We start from the raw sequence: 16725 nt of genomic DNA, 5'->3' as shown, positions 1-16725 counted from the left end.
CACTCACAATTCGATGCCTTTCTGGGCTTTGATCCCGGCCTGGAAAGCGTGTTTGACCACCGCCATCTCAGTCACGGTATCAGCCAGATCAATCAATTCAGGTTTGGCGCCACGGCCGGTGACCAGCACATGCTGCATGGGCGGACGGGCTTGCAGGTCGGCGAGCACCTGTTCCAGATCGAGGTAGCCGTGCTTGAGCGCGATATTCAGCTCATCGAGCACCACCAACCCAATGGACGGATCGCGCAGCATCTCGCGGGACACTTCCCACGCGGCTTCGGCGGCGGCGATATCGCGCTGGCGGTCCTGGGTTTCCCAGGTAAAGCCTTCACCCATCACGTGGTAGCGCACCTGCTCGGGAAAACGGCGGAAGAAAATCTCCTCACCGGTGCTGTTGCGCCCCTTGATGAACTGCACCACGCCGCACTGCATGCCGTGGCCCATGGCCCGGGCCAGCATGCCAAACGCAGAACTGCTCTTGCCTTTGCCATTGCCGGTCAATACCAGCAGCAGTCCGCATTCATTGGGCGAGCTGGCAATGCGCTCGTCCATAACCGCTTTTTTGCGCAGCATGCGCGCCTGATGGCGTTCGTCGCGTTCGGGGGATTCATTCATGGCAACTCTCCGTTGGGTTCGATGATGCAAACGGGAGGCGGGGGAAATTAAAAAAACACACTGCATCGCCCGCCGCGAGAGTGGTGGATGGATCAGGCCGGTCTCCGGGCTCACAAGCGGGCGGCACCTGTAGGGTGCACCCTTGTCCACGCGCCTTCCCGTGCAAAAAACACAGTGGCACTGAGCGTGGCTTTGACTCGTTTACCGTTGCGGGGGCAGCGCCGGGATCGTGGCGGTTGTGTAGGTCCAACACGCCCTCACCGGCTTCCCTGTTTCACTCTGTCGACCCATGGCCACAGAGCACCTGAAACAAGCCGCGAAGGTTAGAGGGTTGGGGGTGGAGCGTCAATTAAAGCCGGCGCCTAAAGGCTTTATCCGGCGCCCGGGCTGAACCTTTAAACAGCTACGCTTCTCTACTACCAGACAAGATCTTATGGAGAACCACATGCTCAAGCGCCAGCACGCCGTTGTTATTGTTCTTGCCGCAGGATTGGTCGCTTGCGGCGAAAGCTCGACCCTGCAAGTCAGTGAGGGTACCGGCCCATCACCCAAGCTTCCCGAACCCAATAAAACCCTGATTCCAACGGTCAATATCGCCCCCGCCATCGGCTGGCCCGATAATGCCACCCCAGTGGCTGCCCACGGCTTGCACGTCGCCGCTTTCGCCCAGAACCTCGACCACCCGCGCTGGCTCTATGTACTGCCCAACGGCGACGTGCTGGTGGCCGAATCCAATTCGCCGCCCAAGCCGGATGACAGCAAGGGCATCAAGGGCTGGATCGCAGACAAGGTCATGTCCCGCGCCGGGGCCGGAGTGCCAAGTGCAAACCGGATTACCCTGCTGCGCGACGCGGACCACGATGGCGTCGCCGAAACCCGCACCGTGTTTATCGAGAACCTGAACTCTCCCTTTGGCATGACGCTGGTGGGTAACGATCTGTATGTGGCAGATGCCGACAAGCTGTTGCGCTTCCCCTATCAAGCCGGTGAAAACAGCATCAGCGCCAAACCGGTCAAGGTGGTGGACTTACCCGGCGGGCCTCTGAACCACCATTGGACCAAAAACGTGATCGCCAGCAAGGACGGCACCAAGTTATATGTGACCGTCGGCTCCAACAGCAATGTGGGCGAAAATGGCATGGACAAGGAGCAAGGTCGCGCCGCGATCTGGGAAGTCGACCCGGCCACCGGCAGCCACCGCATTTTTGCGTCGGGCCTGCGCAACCCTAATGGCATGGACTGGGAACCCACCTCCGGCAAGCTCTGGACAGCAGTTAATGAGCGTGACGAAATCGGCAGTGACCTGGTGCCTGACTACATCACATCAGTCCAGGATGGCGGCTTCTATGGCTGGCCCTACAGCTACTACGGCCAGCATGTGGATGTGCGGGTCAACCCGCAAAACCCTGAACTGGTGGCCAAGGCCATTGCCCCGGATTACGCCGTTGGGCCACACACGGCGTCTTTGGGGCTGACGTTTGCCGAAGGCAGCCATTTACCCGGCTTTACCCAGGGTGCCTTTATCGGCCAGCACGGCTCCTGGAACCGCAAACCCCACAGTGGTTACAAAGTGATTTTCGTGCCTTTTGCCGGCGGCAAACCGGAGGGCATGCCGATCGATGTGCTGACCGGCTTTCTTAACGCCGACGAAAAAGCCATGGGCCGGCCAGTGGGCGTGGTGATCGACAAGCAAGGTGACTTGTTGGTGGCCGATGATGTAGGCAACAAGGTTTGGCGGGTGTCGGGAAAATAGGCTTTCTAATCAAGAGCCGCCCTCACCCTAGCCCTCCCCGGAGGGAGAGGGCTGGGCTGAGGGGCTTTAGGGCAAACGTGCCAAATGCTGCTCGGTCGGCAACACGCGCTTGGCATTCAGATAAGCCCTCTGCCAGTAGGCCTTGTTCAGGCTGTCCAGCTTGACCGTACCGCCCGTGGCCGGCGCATGGACAAAGCGCCCTTCGCCTACGTAGATCCCGGCGTGACTGACCTGGGAGCCACCATTGGTTGCAAAGAACAGCAGGTCACCGGTTTGCAGCTTGTCCTGGCCGATGCTCTGCGCACGCATCACGATCATCTCGCGCGTAGTGCGCGGCAACGAAATACCCGCGGCGTCGTTGTACACGTACTTGATCAGGCCACTGCAATCAAACCCCGAATCCGGGGTATTGCCGCCCCAGCGATAAGGCGTACCTACCAGACCAAGGGCGCGAAAAAGCACATCTGCGGCAACCGGCGAGGTTTCTTCGGGATGAGTGATAAACACAACCGGCTTTTGTGCCACGGGGGCTGGCGGGGTGCGGCTGGCGCAGGCACTGAGCAGTGCTGCTAAAGTGAGGAGAGCAACGCGGGCCATGATCGACATAAACAGAATGTTCCTGATTCTGGATACGGCAACTCAGGCCGCGAACCCCAAAGCCGCGAGAGGGGGCACCTTCGCGGCTTCAGAAATTTAACATTGCGACTTAATTCTAGCTCTTAGCTGCAGAACTTCAAGTAACACATTAACTTTACTTGCGGGCTACGACGCTCGCAGGGGCCATCGCCAGGGCGCGTTTGGCCTCAATAAAGGTCTTGCTCCAGTAGCTGTCACCCAGGTTATCAATCCGCACACCACCGCTGCGGCGGCTGCTGGAGTGAATAAACTGGTCATCACCCAGGTAAATCCCGGCATGGCTCACACGGCCACGACCATTGGTGCTGAAGAACAGCAAATCACCCGGTTTCAAATTATTCCGTGCGACCAGCGGTGCTTTTACGTTGATCATTTCGCGGGTTGAGCGCGGCAATTGCATGCCCGCCTCTTCCTTGAACAGATAACCGATAAAGCCGCTGCAATCGAAGCCTGCCTCGGAGGTGCCACCAAAACGGTAACGGGTACCGATCAAGGACATACCGCGCTCTAGAATGCTGTCAGCCAGAGCTGGCAATTCATAAGGCTTGCTGTTGGCAGAAAACTCAGCCAGTTCTTTTTCGGTTGCCAGTTCTTCCTGATAAAGAGCGGAAGTTTGCGAGACCGAAGATGACTTTTGAACCTGAGCCTGGACGACTTGCTGCGACACTGGCGTGTGAGCAGTACAACCAAACAACAGGGTAACGAGTGCGAGGGGCACGAGGGGTGCGAAGCGCTTTAGCATGGGCACGACCGTGGCTTATTAGAAAAAGTAGCCGCGACTATGCCTTCTATGATCCTCATTTGCAAATTCAATCGATCTAAATGTGACTTGATGGTTTCGTCGTGACATCTAAGGCTTTACACCCCTGACGACAGATTTTGCGCCCACAGCCCTTTGGCCGCGCAGGATTTTTGGCGCCTGGAAACTGTCAAAACCGACTACAACCCTTATGTTTGAAGGGCTGAGCTACCAGCCAAGGGTTTCTTTCAGGAAGGGAATGGTCAGCTTGCGCTGCGCCTGCAAGGACGCTTGATCGAGCCGCTCGAGCAAATCAAACAAGGCACTCATGCTGCGGGTACCGCGCGTGAGAATGAAATGCCCGACTTCGTCAGTCAGGTGCAGGCCACGGCGTGAAGCACGCAACTGCAAAGCCCGCAGCTTGTCCTCATCGGACAGGGGGCGCATCTGGAAAACCAGCGCCATGGTCAGGCGGGACTTGAGGTCTGCCAGTTTGATCGGCAATTCTCGAGGCGAGGTGGAGGCTGCAATCAACAGGCGCCGGCCGCTGTCACGCAGCCGGTTGAACAGATGGAACAGCGCCTCTTCCCAATCAGCACGCCCGGCCACCGCCTGCAGGTCATCCAGGCAAACCAGCTCGTACTGCTCAAGGTTATCGAGGATTTCTATGCCGCGATCCAGCAACTCGGCCAGCGGCAGGTAAACCGCCGGTTCGCCCATCTGCTCAAAGCGCAGGCAAGCGGCCTGCAGCAGGTGCGTACGCCCTACGCCATGTTTGCCCCACAGGTAAATCAGGCTTTCTGTCCAGCCGGCGTCGGCTTCGCACAGACGTTCGACATAGCCGAGTGCAGCGGCATTGGCGCCTGGATAGTAGTTTATGAAGGTAGCGTCATCACGCAGACGCACACCTAGGGGCAGCTGAATCGGTTTCATGCTGACTGAACAGTTCAAGCGAACCGTTAGTGGCCTCTGTGTAAGGTTTGAAAAGTTTATACCCGTGTCGCCGGGCACACAATGTAACAGACCACGAGCAAAATCAAAGGTTTGCGTTAAGGTCTTGGATTGATTGGGCTTTTTCTGGCGCCTGCGAGCCGCCTCGAACGCACAAAGAAGGCCGGGCCGCCTCGCGACAACCCCGCCGCTTCACAACCCACCCTCTACAACTGCGGATCCTCACTGCCTTTATAGACCTGGGAATCCTTATACAAATCCTGCACATGGCGCACCAGCACCATGATCACGGCCGCTACCGGCAAGGCCAGCAATACACCGGTAAAACCGAACAGCTCACCGCCAGCCAGAATCGCAAAGATCACCGCCACCGGGTGCATACCGATTTTGTCACCCACCAGCAGCGGGGTAAGCACGGTGCCCTCCAGGGCTTGGCCGATCATAAACACCGCCACGATGCCGAGCATCGGGTACAGATCCCCGCCAAACTGGAATAACCCGGCAACCAACGCCGCACCGATGCCGACAATAAAGCCCATATACGGCACGATGGCCGCTATACCCGCCATCAAGCCGATCAACAACCCCAGCTCGAGGCCGACCAGCATCAGGCCCGCCGAGTAGATCACCCCCAGCGCCAGCATCACCAGCAACTGACCGCGCACAAACGCGCCGAGCACGTCGTGGCACTCTTTGGCCAGTGACACGATCTGATCTGCCCGAGCCCGCGGCAACAGACCGCGAATCTTGGCCATCATGATGTTCCAATCACGCAACAGGTAGAACGCCACCACCGGAATCAACACCAGATTGGCCAAAAAGCCGATCAGCGCCAGACTGGAAGCCGTGGCCTTGGACAGGACGATTCCGACAATGTCAGTCGCCTGCCCCATATGCTCGGTGATCGCCGCCTTGATCTTGTCGAACTTCCAGAAACTGTCACTCAAGCCGAACTTGGCTTGCACCCACGGCATTGCCGTGTGCTGCAGCCAGTCGAGGATCTGCGGTGCCAACTGATAGAGCTTCAACAGTTGCTTGGCCAGCAGCGGCACCAGTACCAGCAGCAATGTCATCAAAATGACAGTGAACACGGTAAAGACCGCAACCACACCCCAGGTTCTTGAAAGCCCGAACCTTTCCAGTCGATCGACCACAGGGTCGAACATATAGGCCAGGACGATGGCGACCAGAAAAGGCGTGAGTATCGGATGCAGGAAATACACGAACAGGGCGAATCCCAACGCCACGCCCCACCACACCCACCGTCGCGAATCAGCCATGAGCCACCCCATCCTTATATAAAGAAGACATCAACCTACCAGCGAAACCGCAACTGCGCCGCAGGGCCTGAGGCAACACTTGACGCCTGCCCCCCATCAGCCGCAACAGGCACTTGCCCCGCCGGTACTTCCTGCAACTGCGCCAGCCCCAATTGCGAACGCAACTGCTCGGCGCTGCCGTTTACCAGGTACACAACACGATCACCGTCAACGCTCTTGAGTTGCGCACCAAAAGGCTCAAGCAAATGCCCCAGCTGCGCATAACGCTGCAACGTCATGCCTTGCACTTCGAGCAACTGCTCGGAAGAAACCCCGGGCTTGACCGCATAGCGCGGCGCCAGACGCTGGCTGACCGCAAGCATCACGGCATCGGCCAGCGCTGCCTGATCAGGAGCCTGAGCGCTGCCCTGCTCCTGCTGATCACCTACCCACAAACGCCATTTGGCGCTCCACTGCCCGTCATCTTCACGAGCATGCACCGCCAGCAATGCGTCCGCACCATAACGCTCGGAAGCGTCTTTTAAAGGCGCAGGATTGCTGCCCTCAAGATTTTCAGCCGTACCCACAAGCTGTTCACTCAAATCCGCCAACGGCAAGCGCAATGGCAAACCCCGATGCTGCGCGGCACGACGCAACGGCTCGGCCACTGACTGACCGTCCCCCACCAGGCTCGAACCTTCGACCGAGTCATTCAGCCACCAGCCCAGCAGCGCAGGGCGATTACTGCCCCACAGCGACAGCCCGGCCTGATGCAACGCACGATCGGTACTCACCGGATCGAAGTCCACTTGCAGGCTTTGCGGCGGGCCGGCGTCATAGCCGTAGCGACTGATGATTTGCTGCGGATCTTTGCGAATCGCCTCCAGCGCCGGACTCTTAATCGCCGCGGCATCTCCGGTCAGACGCAACACCAGGGTTTCCAGGGCCTTTTGCGTAGCCTGGGTGCGCTCATCAGGTGACTGGGTGGTGACTGGCTCGAGCACCTGATAAAGACCGGTGAGGATTTCGGCATGACTGGCCAGGCTGAAAAAAGACAGACAGCCCACGGCTAAAAATTGGCTAAAACGCATGAAAGATTCCCGATGACAAAAAGCAGCCTATTAAGGACGCCATAAAAACACTCGAACAGACTTCTGACACGGCCACGGCCAAATCATTCACGCCCGTTTCGCGTTTTCACGCGGTCACACAACCTCTCTATACCTTATACAGGCCTGTGCGCAGACCCAAGTACGACTAAAAAAGGTTTTTTTCGCCAGATATAACCCTGCCTGTCGGCCCGAGGATGGCCGCTGCCCTTCAAGCCTGATAAAATCGCGCGCCTTCGCAGACCGCCAACAGCCGGGCACCCTGCAAATGCTCTGGTGCAATCCTTGAGCACTTGCAAGCCTGCCCCCTGAACTCGGTCGATACCCCCGAATCCCCCCTAAAGGCCTGGATTATGAGCAAGCAACCATCCCTGAGCTACAAAGACGCCGGTGTAGACATCGACGCCGGTGAAGCATTGGTCGAACGCATCAAGAGCGTGGCCAAGCGCACTGCACGCCCGGAAGTGATGGGCGGCCTCGGCGGTTTTGGCGCCCTCTGCGAAATTCCGGCTGGCTACAAGCAGCCTGTTCTGGTTTCCGGCACTGACGGCGTCGGCACCAAGCTGCGCCTGGCCCTGAACCTGAACAAGCACGACAGCATCGGTATCGACCTGGTTGCCATGTGCGTCAACGACCTGATCGTATGCGGCGCCGAGCCTCTGTTCTTCCTTGATTACTACGCCACCGGCAAGCTCAACGTTGAAACCGCGACCCAGGTGGTAACCGGTATCGGCGCTGGCTGCGAACTGTCCGGTTGCTCGCTGGTTGGCGGCGAAACCGCTGAAATGCCAGGCATGTACGAAGGCGAAGACTACGACCTGGCCGGCTTCTGCGTTGGCGTTGTAGAAAAATCCGAGATCATCGACGGTTCCAAGGTCGCTGCCGGCGACGCCCTGCTCGCCTTGCCGTCCTCGGGCCCGCACTCCAACGGCTACTCGCTGATCCGCAAGATCATCGAAGTGTCGGGTGCCGACATCGAAAACATCCAGCTCGACGGCAAGCCACTGACCGACCTGCTGATGGCGCCGACCCGCATCTACGTCAAGCCGCTGCTCAAACTGATCAAGGAAACCGGCGTGGTCAAGGCCATGGCCCACATCACCGGTGGCGGCCTGCTCGACAACATCCCGCGCGTACTGCCAAAAGGTGCACAAGCGGTGGTTGACGTTGCCAGCTGGCAGCGCCCTGCCGTCTTCGACTGGCTGCAGGAAAAAGGCAACGTGGACGAGCACGAAATGCACCGCGTGCTGAACTGCGGCGTTGGCATGGTCATCTGCGTAGCTCAGGCTGACGTTGAAACCGCGCTGAACGTACTGCGTGAAGCGGGCGAGCAGCCTTGGGTCATCGGTCAGATCGCAACCGCCGCTGAAGGCGCTGCGCAAGTTGAGCTGCAAAACATCAAGGCGCACTAATGCCTGATACCTGTGATGTAGTGGTGCTGCTTTCAGGCACCGGCAGCAACTTGCAGGCCTTGATCGACAGCGATGACGTCAAGGCCAGCCCGGCAACAATCCGCGCGGTGATCTCCAACCGCGCGGATGCCTACGGCCTGCAACGCGCCAAAGACGCGGGTATCGATACCCGCGTACTGGATCACAAGGCATTCGAGGGCCGCGAGGCCTTCGATGCTGCATTGATCAAAGTCATCGACGAATTCAAACCGAAACTGGTGGTTCTGGCCGGGTTCATGCGCATTCTCAGCGCAGAATTCGTGCGTCACTATCAGGGTCGCCTGCTGAATATCCACCCTTCCCTGCTGCCCAAATACAAGGGCTTGCACACGCACCAGCGGGCGCTGGAAGCAGGAGACGGTGAGCACGGCTGCAGCGTGCACTTTGTGACCGAGGAACTCGACGGCGGACCTCTGGTCGTACAGGCAGTGATACCGGTAGAGTCCGATGACTCGCCACATAGCCTGGCGCAACGGGTTCACGCCCAGGAACACCGGATTTATCCGCTTGCAGTGCGCTGGTTTGCCGAAGGTCGCTTGTCACTTGACGAGCGAGGCGCATTATTGGACGGTCAATTACTTGCGGCCAGCGGCCACTTGATACGAACCTAGGAGAACTTATGCGTCGTGCCCTGCTTCTCGCCCTTAGCCTGCTGGCTATTCCAGCAGTCCAAGCGGCCGATCTTCAGCCTTTCAAGGCCAGCTACACCGCAGACTGGAAACAGCTGCCCATGAGCGGTTCTGCCGAGCGCAGCCTGACCAAGGGTGACAATGGTATCTGGACCTTGAATTTCAAGGCTTCAATGCTGGTAGCCAGCCTGAACGAAGAAAGCACCCTCAAAATCGAGAAAAACACGCTGATCCCGCTGACCTACCACTTTGAACGTGGCGGCCTGGGAAAAGCCAAGAAGATCGATCTGGATTTCGACTGGGCGGCCAAGATGGTCACCGGCACCGATCAGGGCGACGCTGTCAAAGTACCCTTGCTCAGCGGCATGCTCGACAAGTCCACCTACCAGCTGGCACTGCAGCGTGACGTAGAAGCCGGCAAAAAGTCCATGAGCTACCAGGTGGTTGATGGCAATGACGTCGACACCTATGACTTTCGCGTGATCGGCCCTGAAGTGGTTGAAACCAAGGCTGGCAAGGTCGACGCAATCAAGGTTGAGCGCGTACGCGACCCGACACAGAACAAGCGCATCACTGAAATGTGGTTCGCCAAGAACTGGGGTTCGCTGCTGGTCAAACTGCGCCAGGTCGAAAAAGACGGCAAGGAATACAACATCATGCTGCTGGACGGCACGGTGGATGGCAAAACGGTCAAGGGCAACTAAGCGACAAGCCTTTAGCTGCAAGCCTCAAAAAAACCTCGCTTCGGCGAGGTTTTTTTGGTCTGTAACACACCAAAAACATGAAACATTTTTCATAAAACTATTAAACAAATCCGTAAACACCCCGTGCTTAAAGGGCTGCAGGGTTTAAGGATTTTCTGCAAGATGACAGCGCGACAATCAGCTATTTACTTAGGAAGCTAACAGATTCTATAAAGAAGTCCTGCGACGCCTTGCCGCAGGCCCTCATCAGAATTTGGAGCAAGCAGATGACTATCAAAGTAACTGAGCGCGACGATTCACGTATGTTCCACCAACTGGTAGCCCACGGTGTACACCTATGGGATGTGCATCAAGAAGACATACTGGTAGGCATGTTCCACCGCGAAAGCGACGCTCACAGCTACAAGGCTGAGCTGGAAAAGCTGGAAGCGCAGAAACGCCAGGCCTGAGCAGAAGAAACTACTGTCTTGAAAAACACAAACCCCGCCGAAGCGGGGTTTGTTTTGTTATGCGCCAACGCAACACTCTGTGGGAGCGAGCCTGCTCGCGAAGAGCAGCGAACGCTTTCGCGAGCAGGCTCGCTCCCACAGGTTATGCCAGCACTACCACATCAGGTCATCAGGGATCTGATAGGCCGCGTACGGATCGTCTTCTTCCGGGGTTTTCGGCTCAACCAGGATATTCAGCTGCACGATCCGGCGCGGATCGCGCTCCTGAATCTTCAGTGCAGCTTCACGGGGGATGACTTCGTAGCCGCCCTGGTGCTGCACGATCGCCAGCGAGCCATTGGCCAGCTTGTTGCGCATCAGGGTGTTGACCGACAGGCGCTTGACCTTTTTGTCATCAACGAAGTTGTAGTAGTCCTCAGTGGTCAGCTTGGGCAGACGTGATACTTCGATCAATTGCTTGATCTGCGCAGCACGGGCTTTTTGCTCGACCTTCTCCTGCTGCTGGCGGTTCAGTTCCTGGTCGCGCTTGACCTTCTCGGCCTTGGCTTCGGCAGCCAGACGCTGCTGGGTGTCGTCCAGTTCGATCTGGCCTTTGTGGGCCAGACGCTGTTGTTTCTGTTTTTCTTTGCCGGCCTGCTTGGCCTGCTTCTCGTTGACCAGTCCGGCTTTGAGCAACTGGTCGCGTAGGGAAATGCTCATCTACTTACTCACTTAGGCAAACTCAGCCGCAGCTGGGCAAATTCTTTTCCTGGCGCTTGGCTTCACCCCACAGGGCGTCCAGGTCTTCAAGGGTGCAACTTTCAATGGGACGCAGGGTATCGCGCAATGCCTGCTCGATAAACCGGAAACGTCGATCAAATTTTGCATTGGCACCACGCAAGGCGGTTTCCGGGTCCACTTTAAGATGACGGGCCAGGTTGACCACGGAAAACAGCAGGTCGCCGATTTCGTCATGAATGGCCGCCGAATCGTTGTCGGCCATGGCCTCCAGCACTTCATCCAGCTCTTCACGCACCTTGTCCAGCACCGGCAATGCCGCTGGCCAGTCAAAACCGACCTGGGCGGCGCGCTTTTGCAGCTTGGCGGCGCGGGACAGGGCAGGCAAGGCGACGGGCACATCGTCAAGCAAGGACAACTGCTCGGGGGCGGTAGACTTTTCTGCGCGCTCCTCGGCCTTGATCTCATCCCAGCGTACCTTGACCTGTTCTTCGCTCAAGCGAGGCACATCCAGCGGCGCATACAGGTCACCGGTGGGAAAGACATGGGGGTGACGGCGGATCAGCTTGCGGGTAATGCTGTCGATCACCCCGGCAAACTCGAAACGGCCTTCTTCCCGAGCCAGCTGGCTGTAATACACCACTTGAAACAGCAAATCGCCGAGTTCGCCCTGCAGGTGCTCGAAGTCACCCTGCTCAATGGCGTCAGCGACCTCGTAGGCCTCTTCGAGGGTATAAGGCACGATAGTGGCGTACGTTTGCTTGATATCCCACGGGCAGCCGTACTGCGGGTCACGCAGGCGGGCCATGAGGTGCAGCAGGTCGTCGAGGTTGTACATCTGTAATCCTTTGGCACACGCTAACCACACCCTGTGGGAGCGGCTTGCTCGCGATATGAACACCCCGGTACAGCTGACTCACCGAGGAGATGCAATCGCGAGCAAGCCCGCTACCACAAAGGATCAGCGCGGCTCACTACGCCCGATCCGGCGGGTTTCGATGATGTTCGGCAGTTGCGAGATCCGCCCCAGTAAACGCCCCAGCGCATCCAGCCCCGGGATCTCGATGGTCAAGGTCATCAACGCGGTGTTGTTTTCCTTGTTCGAGCGGGTGTTGACCGCCAGCACGTTGATCCGTTCGTTGAGCAACACCTGCGACACATCACGCAACAAGCCCGAACGATCGTAGGCGCGGATTTCGATATCCACCGGATAGGTCGAGACCGGGATCGGCCCCCAGTTGACCTGAATCATCCGCTCCGGCTCACGACTGCCCAGTTGCAGCACCGAGGCGCAGTCCTGGCGGTGAATGCTGACGCCACGGCCCTGGGTGATGTAACCGACAATCGCATCCCCCGGCAGCGGCTGACAGCACCCGGCCATCTGGGTCAGCAGGTTGCCGACGCCTTCGATCTGGATGTCTCCACGCTTGCCCGGCTTGTAGCCCGTGGCCTTACGCGGGATCAGCTCCATCTGCTCGCTGCCGCGCTCAGGCTCGACCTGTTGCTGGGCCAGGTTGATCAACTGCGCCAGGCGCAAGTCGCCAGCCCCGAGCGCCGCGTACATGTCCTCGGCGGTTCGCATGTTGGCCTTGTCGGCGAGCTTCTCGTAATCCACCGCCGGCAGGCCCAAACGGCCGAGTTCGCGCTCGAGCATGGTTTTGCCGGCAGCGACGTTCTGATCGCGCGCCTGCAACTTGAACCAGTGGACGATTTTCGCCCGCGCCCGCGAGGTGGTGACATAGCCCAGGTTCGGGTTCAGCCAGTCGCGGCTCGGCGTACCGTGCTTGCTGGTGATGATCTCGACCTGCTCACCGGTCTGCAGGCTGTAGTTGAGCGGCACGATGCGCCCGTTGATCTTGGCACCACGGCAGTTGTGGCCAATCTCGGTGTGAACCCGGTAGGCAAAGTCCAGCGGCGTCGCCCCCTTGGGCAGGTCGATGGCATGCCCGTCAGGGGTGAAGATATACACCCGGTCCGGCTCGATATCGACGCGCAGCTGATCGGCCAGGCCACCGATATCGCCCAGTTCTTCGTGCCACTCCAGCACCTGGCGCAGCCACGAGATTTTCTCTTCGTACTGGTTGGACCCGGCCTTGACGTCAGTGCCCTTGTAGCGCCAGTGCGCGCAAACCCCCAGCTCGGCCTCTTCGTGCATGGCATGGGTGCGAATCTGCACTTCCAGGACCTTGCCTTCAGGCCCGATCACGGCAGTATGCAGCGAGCGGTAGCCGTTCTCCTTGGGGTTGGCGATATAGTCGTCGAATTCCTTCGGGATATGCCGCCACAGGGTATGGACGATGCCCAGCGCGGTATAGCAGTCGCGCATTTCCGGCACCAGTACCCGTACGGCACGCACGTCATAGATCTGGCTGAAGGCCAGGCCCTTGCGCTGCATTTTGCGCCAGATCGAGTAGATGTGCTTGGCCCGGCCGCTGATGTCGGCGTCGGTCACGCCGGTGGCTTCCAGCTCGGTACGCAACTGGTTCATCACATCGCTGATAAAGCGCTCTCGGTCGAGGCGGCGCTCATGCAGCAAGGTGGCGATTTGTTTGTACTGCTCGGGCTCCAGATAGCGGAAGGACAGGTCCTCCAGCTCCCACTTGATGTGGCCGATGCCCAGGCGGTGCGCCAATGGCGCATAAATATCGAACACCTCGCGGGCGACGCGGTTGCGCTTCTCGTCCGGGGCATTTTTGACCGCGCGAATCGCGCAGGTACGTTCAGCCAGCTTGATCAGTGCCACGCGCACGTCATCAACCATGGCAACCAGCATCTTGCGCAGGTTTTCGACCTGGCCCTGGGTGCCCAGCACCATCGATTGACGGGGGCTGAGGCTGGCACTGATGGCCGCCATGCGCAGTACACCATCAATCAGTTTGGCCACCACCGGACCGAAGCGCTGGCTGACGGCAGGCAACAGCACCTGCCCTTCGCGCACGCAACGATAGAGAATCGCGGCAACCAGGGAATCCTGATCCAGTTTCAGATCGGCCAATATCTCGGCGATTTCCAACCCGGTACGAAAGCTTGAGGTGCCCTCGGCCCACAGGTTTTTCGCCGCATTGGCTTGCTGCTCGGCCTCGCGTGCAAACTCACACGCTTCTTTCAAGGCTTCACGGTCCAGCGCCACATCGACACTCACCGCATGATCCAGCCATGCCTCGAGGTTGAGACTGCCGTCGGTGTTGATCGGCTGGTGTGCTCTGACCTGTACCATCTTGCTTACCTTCCCTACAGCGCAGGTTCAATGCGCCGAAATCACAGGCCCTGATCCCAACCGCGCGCTACAGGGCATAGCGTCGCGGGTTGCGGGCCCGTTGAAATAGACAGACATCCTAGTCTGCTTCAAATAACGCCATCGCCTCGACATGCGCTGTTTGCGGGAACATGTCGAGGATTGCGGCACGTTTTAACCGGTAACCCTGTTTAATCAGTTCAACCGTGTCGCGCGCCAGGGTGGCCGGGTTGCACGACACATACACCAAACGTTTGGCACCCAGGCCAGACAACTTTCGTACCACTTCATAAGCGCCGTCGCGAGGCGGATCAAGCAGTACGGCACTGAAGCCGGCTTTGGCCCAGGTTGCATCCACCAGCGGCTGTGACAGATCGGCCTGAAAAAACACTGCATTATGCAGGCTGTTACTGACCGCGTTTTGCGCGGCGCGTTCGACCATGGTCGCAACACCTTCAACAGCCACGACTTCACGCGCTTTTTGTGCCAGTGGTAATGCGAAGTTACCCAGCCCACAGAACAAGTCAAGAATCCGTTCGTCAGCTTGTGGCGCAAGCCACTTTATGGCTTGAGCCACCATGGCTTCGTTGACGCCGGCATTGACCTGGACAAAATCCCCGGGGCGATACGCCAGCTGCAAATCCCATGTTTCCAGACGATAGCCCAAGGCCCGGGTCAAATCGACCGGCTGTGGCTCGCCTTCGCCATGCAGCCACAATTGGGCGTTATGGGTAATGCAAAATGCCTCAAGGACCTGCATGTCGGCAGCGCTCAGCGGCGCCATATGGCGCAGCAAAACCGCAATCGCCGAACCACTGAACAACTCCACGTGGCCCAGTGCCTTGGGGTTGCCCAGTTGACGCAACATGGCGGGCAGCCCGGTCATGATAGGTTGCAAAGCCTGTACCAGAACCAAACAGTGATCGATGGCGACGATGTCCTGGCTGCCAGCAGCACGGAAACCCACGTCCAGGTGCTTGGCCCGCGCATCCCAGCGCACGGCGATACGTGCCCGGCGGCGGTAGCCAAACTCGGGACCGGTCAGCGGCGCTGCCCACTCTTGAGGTTCGACACCGGCCACGCGGGACAGTTGCTCGGCGAGCATGCGCTGTTTCAGTGCAAGCTGCTCTTCATGGGGCAAATGCTGCACGCTGCAGCCGCCGCACTTGCCCGCATGGGCACAGGGTGCCTGGCGACGGATCTCGCTGGCCTTGAAAACACGCTCGGTACGGGCTTCAACGACCTTGCCATGGGCACCCAGCACCCGGGCTTCGACTTCTTCACCGGCCAGAGCCCCCGAAACAAACCAGGTACGCCCTTCAATAAAGGCAATACCGCGGCCGTCGTTGGCCAGGCGCTCGATATTCAAACGCTGTTTCTTGCCCGCAGGCACTTGCGCAGCCTTGGTGCCGCCAGCAGGCTGGAAGCGCAGGCCTCTCTCTTGCTTGGCCATCAGTTGGGCGCATCGTAAATGCCGGTCGACAGATAACGGTCGCCTCGGTCACAAATGATCGCGACCATCACCGCGTTTTCGACTTCCTGGTTCAGGCGCAGCATCGCTGCCACCGCCCCGCCCGAGGACACACCACAGAAAATGCCTTCTTCACGGGCCAGTCGGCGGGTGACGTCTTCGGCTTCGCGCTGGGCCATGTCGACGATGCGGTCTACGCGGTCGGCCTGGTAGATCTTGGGCAAGTACTCGGTCGGCCAGCGGCGGATGCCCGGAATGGCAGCGCCTTCCATCGGCTGCAAACCGACGATCTGCACGCCCGGGTTTTGCTCCTTGAGGTAGCGCGACACGCCCATGATGGTACCGGTAGTACCCATCGAACTGATGAAGTGGGTGATGGTACCGTTGGTCTGACGCCAGATTTCCGGGCCCGTACCGGTGTAGTGAGCCTCGGGGTTGTCACCGTTGGCAAACTGGTCGAGCACCTTGCCCAGGCCCTGGGCCTGCATCTTGTCGGCCAGGTCGCGGGCGCCTTCCATGCCCTCTTCCTGACTGACCAGGATCAACTCGGCACCGTAGGCGGTCATGGCCGCCTTGCGCTCGGCGCTGGAATTGTCGGGCATGATCAGGATCATCTTGTAGCCCTTGATCGCCGCGGCCATGGCCAGGGCAATCCCGGTATTGCCCGAGGTGGCTTCGATCAGGGTATCGCCAGCCTGGATCTGGCCGCGCGCTTCGGCGCGGGCAATCATCGACAGAGCCGGACGGTCCTTGACCGAGCCTGCAGGGTTATTCCCTTCGAGCTTGAGCAACAAGGTGTTGGTGGTGTTTCCAGCCAGGCGCTGCAAGCGCACCAGAGGAGTGTTGCCGACGCAATCGGCGATAGTTGGGTACTGCAATGTCATGGCGTATTCGCAATCCAGACCGCGGGGCCGCACATCATACCGACAAACGCCGACAGCCCATATCACGCAAAGTACGGTGCTTATGGTTAAAGGCTATAAGCGCCGCAAACCCATCACAATAAT

General features: G+C 58.8%; 16 protein-coding genes and 1 riboswitch. Of the genes, 5 read left to right on the top strand and 11 right to left on the bottom strand.

The features are described 5' to 3' along the window. Positions 1-3: 3 nt before the first annotated feature. A complete protein-coding gene (gene cobO, locus PPTH39_RS10300; protein WP_095003083.1) occupies positions 4-615 on the bottom strand; it encodes a cob(I)yrinic acid a,c-diamide adenosyltransferase in 612 nt (203 codons plus the stop codon). A gap of 78 nt (positions 616-693) precedes the next feature. After that, positions 694-938, bottom strand: a riboswitch (cobalamin riboswitch). Positions 939-1060: 122 nt separating this feature from the next. Between cobO and PPTH39_RS10295 the strand changes: the two genes are divergently transcribed. Further along, positions 1061-2368, top strand: a complete 1308-nt coding sequence (locus PPTH39_RS10295) for a PQQ-dependent sugar dehydrogenase (RefSeq protein WP_095003082.1) — start codon at positions 1061-1063, stop codon at positions 2366-2368. 66 nt (positions 2369-2434) lie between these two features. On the opposite strand, the gene PPTH39_RS10290 is transcribed toward PPTH39_RS10295, so the two are convergent. The 5 genes from PPTH39_RS10290 to PPTH39_RS10270 all read right to left on the bottom strand — a co-directional run bounded on the left by PPTH39_RS10290 (position 2435) and on the right by PPTH39_RS10270 (position 7044). Beyond that, positions 2435-2974, bottom strand: coding sequence for a C40 family peptidase (locus tag PPTH39_RS10290; RefSeq protein WP_095019425.1), 540 nt, complete (start codon positions 2972-2974; stop codon positions 2435-2437). Positions 2975-3119: 145 nt separating this feature from the next. Then, entirely contained in the window at positions 3120-3746 is a 627-nt protein-coding gene (locus PPTH39_RS10285; protein WP_130871935.1) for a C40 family peptidase, read from the bottom strand. Between the two features lie 225 nt (positions 3747-3971). Continuing rightward, positions 3972-4676 (bottom strand): DnaA regulatory inactivator Hda, encoded by a 705-nt coding sequence (gene hda, locus PPTH39_RS10280; protein ID WP_016779862.1) that lies wholly within the window; start codon positions 4674-4676, stop codon positions 3972-3974. A gap of 224 nt (positions 4677-4900) precedes the next feature. Continuing rightward, positions 4901-5974, bottom strand: a complete 1074-nt coding sequence (locus tag PPTH39_RS10275; protein ID WP_095003079.1) for an AI-2E family transporter — start codon at positions 5972-5974, stop codon at positions 4901-4903. Between the two features lie 35 nt (positions 5975-6009). Next, on the bottom strand, positions 6010-7044 hold the full coding sequence (locus PPTH39_RS10270) for a DUF2066 domain-containing protein (protein ID WP_095003078.1): 1035 nt from the start codon (positions 7042-7044) through the stop codon (positions 6010-6012). Between the two features lie 371 nt (positions 7045-7415). Between PPTH39_RS10270 and purM the strand changes: the two genes are divergently transcribed. From purM to PPTH39_RS10250, 4 genes are all read left to right on the top strand, one after another. Then, positions 7416-8474: a phosphoribosylformylglycinamidine cyclo-ligase gene (purM, locus tag PPTH39_RS10265; RefSeq protein ID WP_016779859.1), complete on the top strand. Its 1059-nt coding sequence runs from the start codon at positions 7416-7418 to the stop codon at positions 8472-8474. Further along, complete coding sequence (gene purN / locus PPTH39_RS10260; RefSeq protein WP_095003077.1) at positions 8474-9124, top strand: phosphoribosylglycinamide formyltransferase; 651 nt, start codon at positions 8474-8476, stop codon at positions 9122-9124. Before purM ends, purN begins: the two co-directional genes overlap by 1 nt. An 8-nt stretch (positions 9125-9132) precedes the next feature. Then, complete coding sequence (locus tag PPTH39_RS10255; protein WP_095019423.1) at positions 9133-9846, top strand: DUF3108 domain-containing protein; 714 nt, start codon at positions 9133-9135, stop codon at positions 9844-9846. Between the two features lie 266 nt (positions 9847-10112). After that, positions 10113-10295 (top strand): hypothetical protein, encoded by a 183-nt coding sequence (locus PPTH39_RS10250; RefSeq protein ID WP_016779856.1) that lies wholly within the window; start codon positions 10113-10115, stop codon positions 10293-10295. A 153-nt stretch (positions 10296-10448) separates the two neighbouring features. On the opposite strand, the gene PPTH39_RS10245 is transcribed toward PPTH39_RS10250, so the two are convergent. The 5 genes from PPTH39_RS10245 to cysM form a co-directional block, all read right to left on the bottom strand. Beyond that, entirely contained in the window at positions 10449-10994 is a 546-nt protein-coding gene (locus PPTH39_RS10245) for a DUF2058 domain-containing protein (RefSeq protein WP_019827734.1), read from the bottom strand. Between the two features lie 22 nt (positions 10995-11016). After that, positions 11017-11850, bottom strand: coding sequence for a nucleoside triphosphate pyrophosphohydrolase (mazG, locus tag PPTH39_RS10240; RefSeq protein ID WP_095003075.1), 834 nt, complete (start codon positions 11848-11850; stop codon positions 11017-11019). A 123-nt stretch (positions 11851-11973) separates the two neighbouring features. Continuing rightward, positions 11974-14229 (bottom strand): GTP diphosphokinase, encoded by a 2256-nt coding sequence (gene relA, locus PPTH39_RS10235; protein ID WP_095003074.1) that lies wholly within the window; start codon positions 14227-14229, stop codon positions 11974-11976. Between the two features lie 118 nt (positions 14230-14347). Beyond that, positions 14348-15700, bottom strand: coding sequence for a 23S rRNA (uracil(1939)-C(5))-methyltransferase RlmD (gene rlmD / locus PPTH39_RS10230; RefSeq protein ID WP_095019421.1), 1353 nt, complete (start codon positions 15698-15700; stop codon positions 14348-14350). Then, the gene (cysM, locus tag PPTH39_RS10225) at positions 15700-16602 is read right to left on the bottom strand and encodes a cysteine synthase CysM (RefSeq protein WP_095003072.1); all 903 of its coding nucleotides are present in this window, start codon (positions 16600-16602) and stop codon (positions 15700-15702) included. Before cysM ends, rlmD begins: the two co-directional genes overlap by 1 nt. Positions 16603-16725: the final 123 nt, after the last annotated feature.

The sequence above is a fragment of the Pseudomonas bubulae genome, assembly GCF_900618535.1.
GTDB classification, from domain to species: domain Bacteria; phylum Pseudomonadota; class Gammaproteobacteria; order Pseudomonadales; family Pseudomonadaceae; genus Aquipseudomonas; species Aquipseudomonas bubulae.
The sequence above is the reverse complement of the archived record's forward strand: the minus strand, read 5'-3'. Positions and strand labels throughout refer to the sequence as shown.